The 15,273-nt window shown below is 65.5% G+C and carries 16 protein-coding genes; 8 read left to right on the top strand and 8 right to left on the bottom strand.

Features of this window, described 5'->3' with window-relative positions; translation table 11 throughout:
- Positions 1-38: 38 nt before the first annotated feature.
- The 3 genes from ABLE91_RS19020 to ABLE91_RS19010 are packed head-to-tail and all read right to left on the bottom strand — an operon-like array spanning position 39 to position 4,121.
- Complete coding sequence (locus tag ABLE91_RS19020; RefSeq protein ID WP_348933358.1) at positions 39-1,781, bottom strand: glucosamine inositolphosphorylceramide transferase family protein; 1,743 nt, start codon at positions 1,779-1,781, stop codon at positions 39-41.
- 42 nt (positions 1,782-1,823) lie between these two features.
- A complete protein-coding gene (locus tag ABLE91_RS19015; RefSeq protein WP_348933357.1) occupies positions 1,824-3,782 on the bottom strand; it encodes an ABCB family ABC transporter ATP-binding protein/permease in 1,959 nt (652 codons plus the stop codon).
- A gap of 6 nt (positions 3,783-3,788) precedes the next feature.
- Positions 3,789-4,121, bottom strand: coding sequence for an ArsR/SmtB family transcription factor (locus ABLE91_RS19010; protein ID WP_348933355.1), 333 nt, complete (start codon positions 4,119-4,121; stop codon positions 3,789-3,791).
- A 328-nt stretch (positions 4,122-4,449) separates the two neighbouring features.
- Here ABLE91_RS19010 and ABLE91_RS19005 point away from each other — a divergent pair, with 328 nt between their 5' ends.
- Positions 4,450-5,061, top strand: a complete 612-nt coding sequence (locus tag ABLE91_RS19005; RefSeq protein ID WP_348933353.1) for an LOG family protein — start codon at positions 4,450-4,452, stop codon at positions 5,059-5,061.
- A 41-nt stretch (positions 5,062-5,102) separates the two neighbouring features.
- Here ABLE91_RS19005 and ABLE91_RS19000 read toward each other — a convergent pair whose 3' ends face one another.
- Positions 5,103-5,507 (bottom strand): DUF983 domain-containing protein, encoded by a 405-nt coding sequence (locus ABLE91_RS19000; protein ID WP_348933352.1) that lies wholly within the window; start codon positions 5,505-5,507, stop codon positions 5,103-5,105.
- 243 nt (positions 5,508-5,750) lie between these two features.
- Here ABLE91_RS19000 and ABLE91_RS18995 point away from each other — a divergent pair, with 243 nt between their 5' ends.
- Together ABLE91_RS18995 and ABLE91_RS18990 are read left to right on the top strand one after the other, a co-directional pair.
- Positions 5,751-6,182, top strand: coding sequence for a DUF5330 domain-containing protein (locus ABLE91_RS18995; RefSeq protein WP_348933351.1), 432 nt, complete (start codon positions 5,751-5,753; stop codon positions 6,180-6,182).
- Between the two features lie 77 nt (positions 6,183-6,259).
- Positions 6,260-6,712: a SufE family protein gene (locus ABLE91_RS18990; RefSeq protein ID WP_348933349.1), complete on the top strand. Its 453-nt coding sequence runs from the start codon at positions 6,260-6,262 to the stop codon at positions 6,710-6,712.
- Between the two features lie 48 nt (positions 6,713-6,760).
- On the opposite strand, the gene ABLE91_RS18985 is transcribed toward ABLE91_RS18990, so the two are convergent.
- From ABLE91_RS18985 to ABLE91_RS18975, 3 genes are read right to left on the bottom strand one after another with little or no spacing between them, the layout of a single operon-like run.
- Positions 6,761-7,129, bottom strand: coding sequence for a DUF805 domain-containing protein (locus ABLE91_RS18985; protein ID WP_348933347.1), 369 nt, complete (start codon positions 7,127-7,129; stop codon positions 6,761-6,763).
- Positions 7,130-7,177: 48 nt separating this feature from the next.
- Positions 7,178-7,738: a DUF6456 domain-containing protein gene (locus tag ABLE91_RS18980; protein ID WP_348933345.1), complete on the bottom strand. Its 561-nt coding sequence runs from the start codon at positions 7,736-7,738 to the stop codon at positions 7,178-7,180.
- A gap of 9 nt (positions 7,739-7,747) precedes the next feature.
- Positions 7,748-8,131, bottom strand: a complete 384-nt coding sequence (locus tag ABLE91_RS18975; RefSeq protein WP_348933343.1) for a chromosomal replication initiator DnaA — start codon at positions 8,129-8,131, stop codon at positions 7,748-7,750.
- A gap of 207 nt (positions 8,132-8,338) precedes the next feature.
- Between ABLE91_RS18975 and ABLE91_RS18970 the strand changes: the two genes are divergently transcribed.
- Positions 8,339-8,626, top strand: coding sequence for a hypothetical protein (locus tag ABLE91_RS18970; RefSeq protein WP_348933341.1), 288 nt, complete (start codon positions 8,339-8,341; stop codon positions 8,624-8,626).
- A gap of 23 nt (positions 8,627-8,649) precedes the next feature.
- On the opposite strand, the gene ABLE91_RS18965 is transcribed toward ABLE91_RS18970, so the two are convergent.
- On the bottom strand, positions 8,650-9,066 hold the full coding sequence (locus ABLE91_RS18965) for a Ros/MucR family transcriptional regulator (RefSeq protein ID WP_348933339.1): 417 nt from the start codon (positions 9,064-9,066) through the stop codon (positions 8,650-8,652).
- 439 nt (positions 9,067-9,505) lie between these two features.
- On the opposite strand from ABLE91_RS18965, the gene msrB reads away from it, so the two are divergent.
- The 4 genes from msrB to ABLE91_RS18945 all read left to right on the top strand — a co-directional run bounded on the left by msrB (position 9,506) and on the right by ABLE91_RS18945 (position 15,208).
- Positions 9,506-9,943, top strand: coding sequence for a peptide-methionine (R)-S-oxide reductase MsrB (msrB, locus tag ABLE91_RS18960; RefSeq protein WP_348933337.1), 438 nt, complete (start codon positions 9,506-9,508; stop codon positions 9,941-9,943).
- The gene (locus ABLE91_RS18955) at positions 9,933-12,029 is read left to right on the top strand and encodes a S9 family peptidase (protein ID WP_348933335.1); all 2,097 of its coding nucleotides are present in this window, start codon (positions 9,933-9,935) and stop codon (positions 12,027-12,029) included. Before msrB ends, ABLE91_RS18955 begins: the two co-directional genes overlap by 11 nt.
- A 324-nt stretch (positions 12,030-12,353) precedes the next feature.
- Positions 12,354-13,136 (top strand): hypothetical protein, encoded by a 783-nt coding sequence (locus tag ABLE91_RS18950; RefSeq protein ID WP_348933334.1) that lies wholly within the window; start codon positions 12,354-12,356, stop codon positions 13,134-13,136.
- Positions 13,067-15,208, top strand: coding sequence for a DUF4114 domain-containing protein (locus ABLE91_RS18945; RefSeq protein ID WP_348933332.1), 2,142 nt, complete (start codon positions 13,067-13,069; stop codon positions 15,206-15,208). Before ABLE91_RS18950 ends, ABLE91_RS18945 begins: the two co-directional genes overlap by 70 nt.
- The last annotated feature ends 65 nt before the right edge of the window (positions 15,209-15,273 follow it).

The raw sequence follows: 15,273 nt of genomic DNA, 5'->3' as shown, positions 1-15,273 counted from the left end.
GCGCCCCTGACGGGGCGTCAAATCACGAGCCTGACGGCTCAGATGGTATCGGCGGGCAGCCTGAACTTGGCGTCGATCACCTCGAACGCGCCGGTGCGATTATAGGTGTGGATCCCCTCCGCCGGCATCCCGGCAAAGGCGGGCACCGCGTCCGGCTCCAGATCCAGCACCAGCGTCTCGGAATAGGCATTGGGGGTGAGCACATCCACCCGATAGAATCGGATGGCCCGTCCATAGGTGCCCGAACAATCCTGGGCGGGGCGGTAGAGCACCCCGTCCTGCCGGAACATGTGCCCGGCCCCGCGCGCATCGCGCACATCGTTGGAAATGGGGTTCGCAGGGTGGTGGCGCCATGCGCCGGTGAGGCTGTCCGCCGTGAAGAGGTGCAGCGACATGGCCTCGGTGCCGGGGACGATGAAGGTGGCGAAGAAGTAGAAGACCCCGTCCTCGATCCAAAGCGTCGTGTCGACGATGGAGCCTTCGTAGAGCACCTTCTCCTTGACCCAGCGGTGGGGGAACGCCTCCGCCCGGTAGAGCGCCACTTCCCCCGCCGCCATGGTCTCCGGGATCATGTAGGTCTCGCCCCCATGGGCGAAGACGAAGGGATAGGAAAGGTGCGAGCCGGTCTTGAGGCAGAGATCGGCAGTGGCGGGAACGCCGTCGGTCACGTCCATGACCACCAGGTCGCCGCGCTGCTCGGCGTAGGAATAATCCTCCAGGAACAGATACATGCGCCCGTCCCGCTCAAACAGGAACGGGTCGGCGTAAAAGTGCCCCTTGGGCGCGGTGATGAAATGGAAGCCGGAGAGATCGACCGCACCGGTCCCTGGCTGGATGGACGGCGTCGCCCCATCCCTGCGCAGCGCCATCTGCCAATGGAGGATGCGCCGCTCCCGCCGCTCCTTCAGCTTGCGCAGCACCGCCCCGCCGAGCCAGCTCACCACTTCCCAATTGGCGGGCTTGCGATAAACCGCCCGCTGCCCGCCATAGGGCGCTCGCGGGATGGCGCGGGCTTTCAGCGCCTCGAACCCCTGCTCGTGCAGTTCCTTCAGCTTCCAGATGATGAAGTGCGCCGACCCCCAATAAGGCCCCACGCTGTTGCGGAACAAGGAAAGCCCGCCCTCGTTCGCATACTGGCCCTTGGCGAGCACCAGCCCGTTGTCCAGTTCTTCGTTCAGCACCTGGAGGATGGCGCCGCACCGCGGCCGTTCCTCCACCATCTCCCAGAAGTAAGGCGGGGTGCCGCGATAGAAGTCGTTGTCGCCGTGATGGAACGACCAGACGCCGGACTTGGCGGCGGAGAGGATGTCGCCCTTGAGGATGTTGAAGCCGAACCTGATGAGAACATCGAGATCGCGGGACTTGATCTCCTCCACCACCTCGGCCGGAAGGCGGTGCACGTAGCCTTTGCTCTGCGGCGCGACGACGATCTCCTCGACGCCAGCCAGACGCTCCGTGCAATCCACCGGCTTCAGGGGATCGCGATGGGCATCATAGCTGCGGCGCGCATCGAGCTTCAGGTAGATCGCATAGGCGATCAGGCGGCGGAGCGCCGGACGCTTCAGGAATTTCCAGGCCCGCGACAGGAACGAGGCCGATGGCCCGGTCTCGGCCGGGAATGCGCCGTTGCGCACCACCAGCACGATCTCGGCGAAGGAGGACGCCCGGATCTGATCGACGATGGCGGCGGAGACCGACGACAGCACCGGTTCATCGATCATCAGGCCAATGCGCAGCTTCGGCGCGGCGGACGCGGAGGTCAGATAGAGATCGCCGATCACACGTCCAACCTTTGGATACAGGAAGCCTCGACGAGCGAGTCGCTACCATGCCTCCGAAGGTTCCGGCAACGGCGTCCGAGCGCTTGCGGGCGTTGAATCCGTAGAAGTTGTGGGCAGCTCGCTACCTTCCCCAGCGGCATGTAGCTTTTCGCGGGCTTCGTCGGCTTCGCGCTGCCGATGCCACAGGGCCGCATACAGTCCGCCCTTCGCCAGAAGCTCGGCATGGCTGCCGCGCTCGGCGACCTCACCCTTAGCCAGCACAAGGATCTCGTCGGCGGAGACCACGGTGGAGAGCCGGTGGGCGATGACCAGTGTGGTGCGCCCCTTCGAGACGCGGTCGAGGGCGTCCTGGATCTCTTTTTCCGTGTGGCTGTCGAGGGCGGAAGTGGCCTCGTCCAGCAGCAGGATGGGCGGCGCTTTGAGGATGGTGCGGGCGATGGCGACGCGCTGCTTCTCGCCGCCGGAGAGCTTGAGGCCGCGCTCCCCCACCTCGGTCTTGTAGCCGTGGGGCGTCGCCTGGATGAAGGCGTCGATCTGGGCGAGACGGGCCGCATCCTCGATCTCGGCCTCGGTCGCGCCCTGGCGGCCGTAGCGGATGTTGTAGCCGATGGTGTCGTTGAACAGCACCGTGTCCTGCGGGACCATGCCGATGGCGGCGCGCAGGCTCTCCTGCGTCACGTCGCGAATGTCTTGCCCGTCAATGGTAATGCGGCCGGAAGAGACGTCGTAGAAGCGGAACATGAGCCGGGAAATGGTGCTCTTGCCCGCGCCCGACGGTCCGACGATGGCGACCGTGCGCCCCGCCGGCACCTCGAAGGTGACGCCCTTCAGGATTTCCCGGCCGGGATCGTAGGAGAAGCGCACATCCTCGAACCGCACCGTGCCGCCATGGACGGTGAGCGCCTGCGCGTCCTTCTTGTCCTCGATCTCGGGATCGCGCGAGAGCACGGCGAACATGGCCTCGATGTCCACGATGGCCTGCTTGATCTCGCGATAGATCATGCCGAGGAAGTTCAGCGGCTGGTAGAGCTGGATCATCATGGCATTGACCATGACGAAGGAGCCGACGCTCTGCCGCCCCGCCCTGACGTCGAAGGCGGCGAGCACCATTGTGGCGGTCAAGCCCATGGTGAAGATGAGCGCCTGGCCCGCATTCAGCCAGGCCAACGAGGTGAAGGTGCGCACCGTGGCGGATTCATAGCGCGCCACCGACTTGTCGTAGCGCGAGCTTTCCCAGTGGTCGGCGCCGAAATACTTCACGGTCTCATAGTTGAGCAGACTGTCCACGGCCTTGGTGTTGGCCTCAGTGTCGCTCTCGTTCATGTCCCGGCGGATGGAGATGCGCCACTCGCTCGCGACATAGGTGAACCACGTATAGAGCACCACCGTCGCCGCGACCGCCGCCACGTAGCGCCAGTCAAAGGCGAAGGCGAGGACAGCGAGCACCAGCACCAGCTCGACGATGGTGGGCGCGAGTTGGAGCACCAGCATGCGCACGATGGTCTCGATGCCCTCGCGCGCCCGCTCCAGAACGCGGGTGAGCCCACCGGTCTTGCGCTCCAGGTGGAAGCGCAGCGACAGCGCGTGCATGTGCTCGAATGTCTCCAGCGCCAGCTTGCGCACGGCATGGAGCGCCACCTTCGCGAACATGCCGTCGCGCAGCTGGGTGATGGCCGCCATGACAAGACGGGCGCCGCCATAGGCCAGCGTCAGCATCACGGGCGCGGCGAGCAGCCAGGCGATGTCCACGTCGCCCTGCCCGTCCGGCATGTGGGCGAGCGCGTCCGTCGCCCATTTGAAGAAGAAAGGCACCGACATGGTGGCGAACTTGGCGAGGAACAGCAGCAGCAGCGTCGCCACCACGCGCTTGCGCAAGTCGCCGCGATCCTGTGGCCAGAGGTAGGGCCAGAGCGCCGTGACGGTGCCCAACAGGGCGCCGCCGGCGGCCGAGACGGCCTTGAAGGAGTGCCGGGCGGCGCCGGGCTTTGGGGAATTGGACATGGGAACCTATTTCTGCGGACCGCACGCCGCCCCGCCGGGGCCGGAAGCGAGGGCCGAAAACACCGCATCGAGATCCGCGCGCAGGGTGTTCAGCGCGTCATGGTCGATGCAATAGCAGGAGCGCGGCCCATCCAGGGTGCCCCGGACAAGGCCCGCTTCAAGAAGAACCCTTATATGCTGCGAGACGGTGGATTGCGCCAGAGGCAGGCCGGCGACGATCTCGCCGCACTGGCAGCCTTCGCGCCGCGCCAGCGTCTCCAGCACCTTCAGCCGGGCGGGATGCGCGAGCGCCTTCAGCCGGCTCGCGAGGCTATGGGAATCGAGGTCAGGGTTATCCATCGTCCATCGCCGATAGACGATGATTGGATCGGATTCAAGGCTGGCGCGTTGTCCCCCGCCGTCATCCTCCCGTCGCCAGGAGCATGACCAACTTGGATGTGATTTCCCCATGGGGACCCTGCCCGAATCCTTCTCCTGTTCGCAGGAGGGTCAGGAGCGAGATATGACCGATCATATGAGCGTGCCGGCGATCGATTCGCCTCACCTGCTTCCTCTTCAGTCCTCAACTGCAAACGGGAAGGCGAAAGCCGGGCATCGGGCAGAAAGCCGCGACGGGGAACAAACGGCAGCTCGTGACGCAATGCACAAAACTGATAAACTGACTCCCATGGCCCATATCGAAAGCGTCTGCGTCTATTGTGGTTCTTCCCGGGGGGGCACGCCCCTCTTCGCCGCCGAGGCCCGGCGCTTCGGCGAGATTCTCGCCCGTAACGGCGTGCGCCTCGTCTATGGCGGCGGCGGCATCGGCCTCATGGGCGAGGTGGCCGCGGCGGCGGCGATGAACGGCGGGGCCGTCACCGGCATCATCCCGGAATTCCTGCTCTCTCGCGAACGCGCCTTCGACTATGCGGCCGAGATGATCGTGACCGAGGACATGCACGAGCGGAAGAAGCTCATGTTCGAGCGGGCGGATGCGTTCGTGGCGCTGCCCGGCGGCGTCGGCACGCTGGAGGAACTGGTGGAACAGCTCACCTGGGCGCAGCTCGGCCGCCACCGCAAGCCCATCCTCGTTGCCAACATCGCCGGCTTCTGGGACCCGCTTCTGGCCCTCCTCGACCATATGCGCGGCTGCGAATTCATCCGCAGCACCACGCCTGTGGAGGTGCTGGTGGCGCACGAGATCGACGACATCCTCCCCATGCTCCAGGCCGCCGCATCCGGCGTCGAGGAGGCCCAGATCCGCGGCAAGGAGCCGCGTGCGGCGGTGGAGAAGATGTAGGCCGGCCTGCCCGTGCAGGCCTGCTTTGCGTCCTTAAGCGACTATGCCGGCCCCTTGCTCAGAGGCACCCGGCGGCCTTCCTCGGCCTTGTAGAAATACTGGCTGGCCACCAGCCAGCCCTTCAGGGGCCGCAAGGGAGGAATGCAGGTGAGCAGCAGCAAGGGCAGCGTCGTGAACAGATGCACCCAATAGGGCGCCTGCCACACCACCTCCAGCCAGATGGCGAAAACGGTGGAGGGAAGGCAGCCGAACGTGATGACGAAAAAAGCAGGACCGTCCGCGGGATCCGCGAACGAGTAATCAAGCCCGCAGACTTCACATTTTGGTGCGAGCTTCAAAAAGCCCTTGAACAGATGCCCCTCTCCGCACCGCGGACACCGTCCGCGAATACCTGTCTGCATCGGTGATAGAGGCGGCCAATGCCGCGTCTGGTCCGGACCGGACATCAGTCGCTCCTGCTTTCTTCTTGTTAATGTCGGGCTGCATATTGAGCCGGCACCATGTGATTACAAGATGAGCACTTGTCGCAGCGGATGCGACACAACGGCAGCCGCTTTCATCGCCTCAGTATTAACGATGTCTTTAAAAGACGGTGCGCGCGGCCTCCGCCGCCGCTGCGGCAGGCGCCGGCCTTTGCTATCCTGGCGTGGCCCGGTGGAGGAGGCTGGCCGGGCGTGGCGAGGGCGTCGATGTTCTTTCTGATCCGCATGTCCTTCTGGCTCGGCATCGTGCTGCTGCTGCTGCCCATCTCCACCTCGGAGGATGGCACCCGGCAGATCGGCGCGTGGCAGGCCCTTTCCGCCGCACAGTCCGCGCTGGCGGACGCCAGCGGCTTCTGCCAGCGCCAGCCGGATGCCTGCGCCGTGGGCGGACAACTGCTCGGTCATCTCGGCGACAAGGCACAGGCCGCGGCCGGCTGGCTGCTCGAGAATGTCGGCAGCGCTCACGATGCGTCGGAAGCCGCCGCCGCGGTCGAGAAGGCGGCCACAGGCCACGCTTTGACCCCACAGGATCTGGTACCCACATGGGGCGGGGAGGCCACGGAGGCGCCGAAGCCTGCCGGCGCGCGGCCCACCATCATCCCGGCGAGCGTTCCCCTGCCCCCGCGCCGCCCGGCCTGAGACGGGTTTCTCCCGGGCCTGCGAGCGCCTATATTCGGGTATGACCGCATCGGGCGGCCGCTTATGCGCATGGACCCATGGACGCCAAGACACTGGCCCCGAAGACCTTGGACGCCAAGACCCTGATTGAAGACTTCCAGTTCCTCGACGACTGGGAAGACCGCATCCGCTATGCGATCGAGCTTGGACGCGCGCTGCCGCCCTTCCCCGAGGCCGAGCGCACGGAAGAAAATAAGGTGCAGGGCTGCGCCAGCCAGGTCTGGCTCGTTTCTCACCGCCGCGAAGGACCGAACGGGCCGGTGCTGGAATTCGAAGGGGATTCCGACGCCCATATCGTGCGCGGGCTTATCGCCGTGCTGCTCACGCTGATGTCCGGCCACACCCCGAAGGAGATTTTGGCGACGGACGCGCTTGGAGTGTTCCGCGAGATCGGCCTTGAGGGACACCTGACGCCGCAGCGCTCCAACGGCCTCAATTCCATGGTGAACCGCATCCGCGCCGACGCGCGCGCCGCGCTGGCGGAGGCGTGAGGATCCCCGGGGCAAGCCCGGGGATAGCGCGTGTGTTGAGCCGCCGGCTCAGGCCGGAAGGTAGGTGCGCGGATCGGGGCCGAAGCGGTTCGGCCCCTGGGTGCCGGGCCAGATATTGAAGATGAGGATCACCAGCGCGCCGATGCCGGTGAGGTAGAGCAGCATCCACCAGCCGGTGCGGTCGATATCGTGCAGCCGCCGCACCCCGATGGCGAGGCCGGGGATCAGGTGGACGAGATGCACGATGCCGCTGATGGGGCCGCCCTGCTCCACGCTGCGCCCCAGGAGCCCGTAATCAATGATGCCGGCGGCCACTTCGATGCAGAACAGGACCAGCACAAACAGCCAGAACCCGCTTCGGCGGGTACGGCCGGTGAAGGTCGCGTAGTTCCGCATGGCGTCGAGATAAGCGTTCATGGAGCCCCCCAATTTGCTTCTGCATCATTGCGCCTGAATGCGCGCGCGTCACTCCCCCACCTCCGCGCGCCAGGTGCGCGGCGCCGCCCGGTCACGGCCGCGCGCCACGCTCGCGAGCCCGTAATGGGCAGCGAGGCGATCAAGGCCAAGGCCCAGGACCACTTTCGCGGTGCGGGCCGGCCAGCCGCGCTCCTGCTCCACCAGTTCCAGGCCCTTGAGAAAGCAGCACACATCCAGCAGCACGCCGGAGAGTTCCGGCCCGACGGCCGCGAGGGCCGCATCCACCCGGCGCTTGGCGGCGATAACCACATCGCTGAACGCCTCCATGCCGCCGCCCCCGCCCCGGCCGCCCGGCGACCAATCGGTGGTGATGCGCGGCGTCATCCCGGCGCGGGTGAAATCCAGCCTCAACCGCTCACCGGCCATGAACTGTGCGGGATCAATGAGCGGCTGCCCGTCCCTGCCCTTGCGGTTGGCGAGCCAGGCAAGCGGACTTTCCGCCAGATCCATCTCCAGCACCCGTTCGTGGCCATCCACCAGCACGCGGCAGGCGAAGGCGGGGCGGCGCGACGCCTCGCGGGCGGCCTTGGTGCGAACACGACCTTTCATGACACCCCCTTACAGCCTGAGAACATTGTCGGCGGCGCGGCGCGCCTCCGCTTCGAGAAGATCCACCGCGCGGTCGAACGCCCCCTCCTCCCGCGCTTCCTCGATGCGCCCGCAGCCATAGGCGATGCTGGCGCGGTGGCGGGCGAACCTGCGCGCCACCTCGTGCTGAGACAGGCCGAAGGTCACATGGGCGAGATAGAAGGCGAGGTGGCGCGCCCGGGCGATCCTGCTGGCGGCCCGGCCCGGCGCGGCGATGGCGTTCGGCGGCAGATCGGCCCAGCCTGCCGCAACGGCGAGCGCAACCCTTGCGAGGATGGCGGCGGGCAGAGGTGTAGGTGTGGGTGAAGGCCTCGGTTCCGCGGAGGTCGAGGTCTGGGCGGGGCCGTGCGTCATGGGGGTCTCCGATATAGGTTTATATTCCTACATCGCAAAGCATCCCTTGGCAAGAGAGAATGACATCGCGCAACCCTCGCCTGCAACCCATTTCTTACCAATGGTTTGCGCAGGCAGGAGGTTCGGGCGCGAAAATTCTTCTAGGATCTTTTTCCGCCACCCCGGCAGGGCGTCCCATGATCGCGCCATCCACGCGGAGGCTTCATCATGGACACGAGACGCAAGAGCGGCCGCACGGCGCGGCAGCGGGTTCGGGGATTTTCGAGCGGAGGGCGGGAGAAGGACATTCAGGGACGTATGCCGGCCCTCACCTTCCTGACCTCAAGTGATCCGCAGGCCCTTCTCTCGGCATTGCGGGCCATGCGGCGGGCGCGCCATGCGCGCGCGGAGGGTTATGACCCCGCCCGCCATGCGGCGCTGCTGCGCCTGATAAAAAAGGCGCCGCCCTTGCAGGCGGCGCCAAACCGAATCGGACTGAAGTCCAAAATCAGATGAAGAAATGTCCCCGCAACGTCAGATCAGCGGCGCCGACGGCGCTGCTGGCCGAGGCCCATCTGCTTGGCAAGCTCGGAACGGGCAGCCGCATAGTTGGGCGCCACCATCGGGTAGTCGGCGGGCAGGCCCCACTTCTCGCGATACTGCTCGGGGCTCATATTGTACTGCGTGCGCAGGTGGCGCTTCAGCGACTTGAACTTCTTGCCGTCTTCCAGGCAGATGATGTAGTCGGGCGTGACCGACTTCTTCAGCGGCACGGCCGGCTTCAGCGGCTCGGGCGCCGGCTCGGCCTCGCCCTTCGACACGCGCTGCAACGCGGCATGCACTTCATTGATGAGGCTCGGCAGATCGCCCGCCGCGACCGAATTGTTGCTGACATAGGCAGAGACGATATCCGCCGCCAGCTCGATATAGGAGGTCGATTCCGTTGCTTCGCTCATGGGACTTTCTTCAAGGTTGAAACGAAAATCGCAAAGGCCCGCTTGAATGAAGCCTGCATTCCAGGACGAACGCTGTAACTCCAGCCTGCGCGCGGCGGCGTAGCGATTCGATGACCACACCGCCATAGCTTGTTATGTTGTTCGGATATGAATTGCAAGTTCATTTTCGAGATAAGCACGCCTCTTCTTCGATGCTCTTCAGCAATCAGAGGGAAACCCCCGGATGGACTAGCGACATTCAAGTCCATCCCCCCGCTGCGCAGCGTATGCCGCGCTTGCAGCGAGCGAAACGGACGCAGCGCACGCCTTGCGAGGAGGCGTTCCAATGCTTAACTCACAGGCTCGGACCCCTTTTGACGCTGGAACGTTCGTCGACGACACGTCACGCCCGAATGGCATAGATGTGGCGCGGACGGCGCAAAACATGAGAGGACGCCCAATGGCCGATGATGCTCCCACTGAGAAGATCGTGAAGAGCGACGCCGAATGGATGTCCTGCCTCACTCCTGAGCAGTTCCGTGTTGCCCGCCGTGCGGGAACGGAGCGGGCCTTCACCGGACCGTATTGGGACGAGAAGCGGGCCGGCCTCTATAGCTGCGTTGCCTGCGACGCCCCGCTCTTCTCCTCGGATACCAAGTATGATTCCGGCAGCGGCTGGCCGAGCTTCTTTGCGCCGGTGTCCGCCGACGCCATCACCAGCCATGAGGACATCTCCCACGGCATGCGCCGCGTGGAGATCCGCTGCGCCCGCTGCGACAGCCATCTCGGCCATGTCTTCCCCGACGGCCCGCAGCCCTCGGGCCTGCGCTTCTGCATGAACGGCACGGCCCTGTCCCTGAAGCTGGATAAGGACACCGGGGCCGGCAATGCGGCCTGAGCCGCCCCGCGCCCCGCGCCGCCCCACCGCGCGCACCATCCACGGGACCGAGCTTCGCGATGACTATGCCTGGCTGAAGGCAGAGAACTGGCGCGAGGTGATGCGCGACCCGACTGTCCTCGATGCGGACATCAGGGCCTATCTTGAAGCGGAGAATGCGTATTCCGACGCATTCTTCGCGCCGTCCTCCAAATTGAAGGACACGTTGCTCGCCGAGATGCGCGGGCGCATCAAGGAAGACGATGCGGGCGTCCCCTCGCCCGATGGTCCCTTCGCCTATTACTCCCGCCACCGCCAGGGCGGCCAGCATCCCCTCTTCTGCCGCAAGGTGCTGCCCGAGGGCGAGGAGACGATCCTCCTCGACGGCGACGGCGAGGCGAAGGGCAAGGCCTATTTCCACCTCGGCCATGTGCGCCACGCCCCCGACCACCGGCGCCTCGCCTTCGCGGCGGACGAGCAGGGCTCGGAGCTTTATTCCATCCGCATCCGCGATGTTGAGACCGGCCTCGACTTGCCGGACCGCTTGGAGGGCGCCACCGGCGACATCCTGTGGTCGCAGGACGGCGCCTTCCTCTATTACATTCGCCGCGATGCCGAGCATCGCCCCTCCAAGGTGTTCCGCCACCGTCTCGGCACAGACCCCCTCGAAGACGTGCTGATCTATGAGGAGCCGGACAAGGGCTTCTTCGTCTCCCTCGGCGAGACCCAGTCTCGCGCCTTCGGCCTCGTTGCCTGCGGCGACCACGAGACCTCCGAGGTCCACCTCATTGACCTCCTGAACCCCGACGTGCCGCTGCGCGTGGTGGCCCCGCGCGAGGAGGGCGTGCGCTACGAGGTGGAGCATCATCCCGACCTCGGCGGCGAAGACAGCCTCGTCATCCTTACCAATGCGGACGAGGCCGAGGATTTCAAGATCGTCATGGCGCCCAGCGCCACGCCCGAGCGCGCCTTCTGGCAAGACCTCGTGCCCCACCGGCCCGGATGCATGATCCTGAGCCAGGTGGCCTATCGCGGCTTCCTGGTGCGGCTGGAGCGTGAAGACGGCCTTCCCCGCATCGTCATCCGCACGGTGTTCTCCAGCGACGAGCATCCCATCGCCTTCGACGAGGAGGCTTATGCTCTGGGGATCGACGGGGGCTTCCTGTTCGAAACCAACGAATTGCGCTTCACCTACGCCTCCATGACCACGCAGGCCGAGGTGTGGGCCTATGACATGCACACCCGCGGCCGGCACCTTCTGAAGCGCCAGGAGATCCCGAGCGGCCACGACCCGGCAGATTATGTGACGCGGCGCATCTTCGCGCCCGCTCCGGATGGCGAGAGCGTGCCGGTCACCCTGCTCTATCGCGCTGGCACCCCGCTCGACGGCTCGGCGCCGTGCCTCCTCTACGGTTATGGGGCCTATGGCATCACCATCCCCGCAAGCTTCGCCACCAACCGGCTCTCGCTGGTGGACCGTGGCTTCGTCTATGCCATCGCCCATGTGCGCGGCGGCACCGACAAGGGCTGGCACTGGTATGCGGACGGCAAGCTGGAGAAGAAGACCAACACCTTCACCGACTTCATCGCGGTGGCCGAGCATCTGGTGCGCGAGAAGGTGACGCAGGCGGACCGCATCGTGGCCCATGGCGGGTCCGCCGGCGGCATGCTCATGGGCGCCATCGCCAATGCGCGGCCGGATTTGTTTGCCGGCATCGTCGCCGAGGTACCGTTCGTGGACGTGCTCGCCACCATGCTGGACGACACCCTGCCCCTCACCCCGCCGGAATGGCCCGAATGGGGCAATCCCATTGCGAGCGAAGCGGCGTTCGAGCTGATCCGCTCCTATTCCCCCGTGGACAATGTGTCCGCCCTTCCCTACCCGGCCATCTTCGCCCTCGCCGGGCTCACCGACCCGCGCGTGACCTATTGGGAACCGGCGCGCTGGATGGCGCGGCTGCGGGATGTGAACGAAGGGTCCGCCCCCCTCCTCCTGCGCACCAACATGGATGCGGGGCATGGGGGCGCGGCAGGGCGGTTCGACCGGCTGGAAGAGGTGGCGCTGATCTACATCTTCGCCCTTGAGGTGGCGAAGGGGTCACACTGAAATTCTCCCGGGCCGAGCGGACGAGGACGCTACGGCCCGGCAAGGCCCGAAACTCCATCCCGCTGCGGCGCGACAGTCCATGCGTGCCTGGAGCGCATTCTTATTTCGACGGTGGCGCTGCGCTCGACTTCACATCATGGATGAAGCTTAATTTCCAAGCTCATTCCAAGGCAATTTTGCAACGGTCCGGGCCGAACTTACTGAAGCGAAAGTCCAGACCCGCGATTTCCTCTTGCCGCCCCCTACGGCATTTTCTGTTATGCCTCAAAGCCACGCCCCTGCGAATGCTGGGAACGCTGGCTTTGGTCTGGTTTGGGGGAAACCATGGCACTGCCGCTCGTTCCGCTGGCGAATTCCAGCTTTCTCGATTTCACAAGCTACCGCACCACCAACGCCACGACGCCACACGCGGCCTATGGCTTGCCCGCCACGCCAACGGAAGCGACCGGCACCATCAATGTCGCGATCATCCTCAATCGGGCGACAGACCCGACCGCGTTCCTCAACGCCAGCTGGGGCGAGCGGCAGCAGATGCTCGCCTCCATGACCCAGGCAGAGCTCTGGCAGAAATACGGTGCCAACCCGGCGGATTACGCGACCGTGGTGAGCCAGGCGACGGCCTCCATCGCCAGCGGCGGCGCAGGCGCCGTGCTTCTCGATAATTACGAGACCGAAGGCTATGTCTCGTCGGCGGAATCCCGGACGGTCTGGCTTCAGCTCACGGCGGCCGGCTTCAAGGAGATGTTCGGAACGCAGTTGAATTACGGTTACTCAAGCAAGCAGCAATACGACACGTATTACTGGGATAACGCCCTCTCCATTCCGAGGATTGGAATGTCGCCGGCCTCTGGTTCGATTTCGGCGCTGCGCCTGCAACCGCCAACCTGTCGGGCGGCGCCACCTATACTCCGCCGCAAGGTGCGCAAGGCGTCGGGAACTCCTCGACCCAGCCGACGCAGTATTTCGCGGCCCAGCTCGGGCAGGACTTCTACAACTTTCCGCTGGATGGCAGCCAGGTCAACACCGGCACCATCGCCTTGGCGGAGCCCGGCACGGGAAGCGCCCTGCCGGGTGACAAGGAAGGCACTCAGTTCGGCACGCTGCTGAACCAGTTCCGCCAGACGGCCGGCATCAGCACGCCCGGCAATTATTATGCCCAGTTCACCCATGACGGGCAGGCGTCCGACAATGGCGGCGGCGAGCGCTCCCTGGACGTTGGCGTCATCGCGTCCGCTGCTCCGAACAGCCTGATCGGCCTCTATGCCGGCGCCAGCCAGGACAGCACCACGTTCGTCGCCTACCAGAACGCCATCTGGGACCCGAACCACAATGTGAACATCGTCTCGTCCTCCTGGACGGACGATATGCAGCCGGCTCCGGATTCACCTTTCCTGGCGGCCTATTGGGAACTCTTCATCGACGCCGCCCTCAGGAACATCTCCGTCTTCACGGCGAACGGAGACGGGGGCTCGAGCGGCGAGATCGCCAACGGCCTCACCAACCTTTCCACCACGGTCACGAGCCCCTACGGCATCCTGGTGGGCGGAACCTCGCTCAGCACGCCCTTGTCGGCGCAGAACGATCCGACGATCCAGGGCATCCTGCAGCAGGCTCAGCAGGGCAATGAGGACATCATCTGGCGGCTTGTCGCCGGCGGCATGACGGTCCTGCCGGACGTGACGCTCTCCACCACGTTCCTGGAAGCGGTGTGGAACCAATATTACCTACTCGGGGCGCACATGAGCCCGAGCTATCAGGAGAACAATTCCGGCCGGGGCGGCGTCGATCCTACCCAGGAGACCCCCTGGTACCAGACCGCCTTCGGGCTCGATCCCGTCACCACGGATCCTCTGGCCCAGCATGGGCGCGGCGCCCCGGACGTCTCGGCCCTCTCCTACGCCAACATGGTGTACCTGACGCCCAAGGGCGACATGAAGGGCCTGACCGATGAGGGCGGCACCAGCGCCGCGACGCCCTTCTGGGCCGCCCTCACCGCCCAGCTCAACGCCATCTTCGTGAACCAGAACTTGCCGCAGCTCGGCTATATGAACGACCTGCTCTACATCGCCGCGGCGGTGGCGCCGGCTTCGTTCAACGACGTCACCTACGGCAACAACACGTCCTCCTTCACCGACGGAGGCGGGCTGGTGTCAGAGGGGGTCTCCATCAATGCCACCGGCTTCGGCTATCAAGCCGGCACCGGCTACGATCTGGCGACCGGGCTCGGCACGCCCAACGGCCTGCTGCTGGCGCGGGCGCTGACCGCCATCGCCCATTCCCAGATGTATTTCCCCGACGCGCCGGACCTCATCGATGCGACCGGCGGGTCCAGCTGGGCCAGCGGCGCCACGCAGAACCTGCTGTTTCAGCCCATCCTGTCCTCGGCCGGCGACTGGTCCCTGTCCCTTGGCACCTCTTCGGTCTCCTTCATCGGCACGGCCGCCGACACCCATGCCTGGACCAACCAGTTCGCCCAGCAGAGCCTCCAGGTGGATTTCTCTTCCGACCTCGTCACCATGTTCGACCGCCAGTCCCAGGGCGTGGTCTATCAGGCGGTGGTGGCGGCAGGCGCCAATGTGGCGGTGTCCATCGACGGCCAAGGCACCGCCCCGCCTCAGGCGCAGCTATCGTCCGCCTTCGGCTTCGCCGGCTTCGTGTCGGACGATGGGGACAATGCCGTGCAGGTCTCGCGCGCGGTGGCCATCGCCGAGACCGCGGGCGGCGGGAACGATCAGGATGCCGTGGTGCGCACGCGCCAGAACGGCATCAACGACATATCGGTGCTGTTCTATAAGGTGGACGACCTCTCCGGCACCATCGCCGGCATCGCCCCCGGCCAGACCGGCTACGATGCGGCCACCGCCGTCCATGCCTACCAGACGATCGCCGGCGGAAGCTGGATCGCGGGGGCGGGGTATGGGCAGTACAGCCAGACCGAGATTGTCGGGGTGGATGCCGGCGACCTCATCGCCATGAAGCTCTTCAACGGCACCAACACCTTCTACGCCTTCGCCCAGGCGAACGAGGCGGTGAACGGACAGGGTGTCGGCCATCTCTGGAATTACGGCCTCAACACCTGGGGCTGGGAAGACCTTTATGGCGGCGGCGACAGGGACTTCAATGACCTCGTCATCCAGCTCGACTTCACCTCCGCTTCCGGAAGCGGCCTGCTGGTGTGAGGCCAGAACGCATCCGGCCGGCATCGGGGTGCGATGCCGGCCGGATTTACGATCTCTGCCGATCT

The sequence above is a fragment of the Aquabacter albus genome (assembly GCF_040049275.1).
Taxonomy (GTDB): domain Bacteria; phylum Pseudomonadota; class Alphaproteobacteria; order Rhizobiales; family Xanthobacteraceae; genus Aquabacter.
Note: the sequence above shows the minus strand (reverse complement) of the source record. Positions and strands in the feature narration are given on the sequence as shown.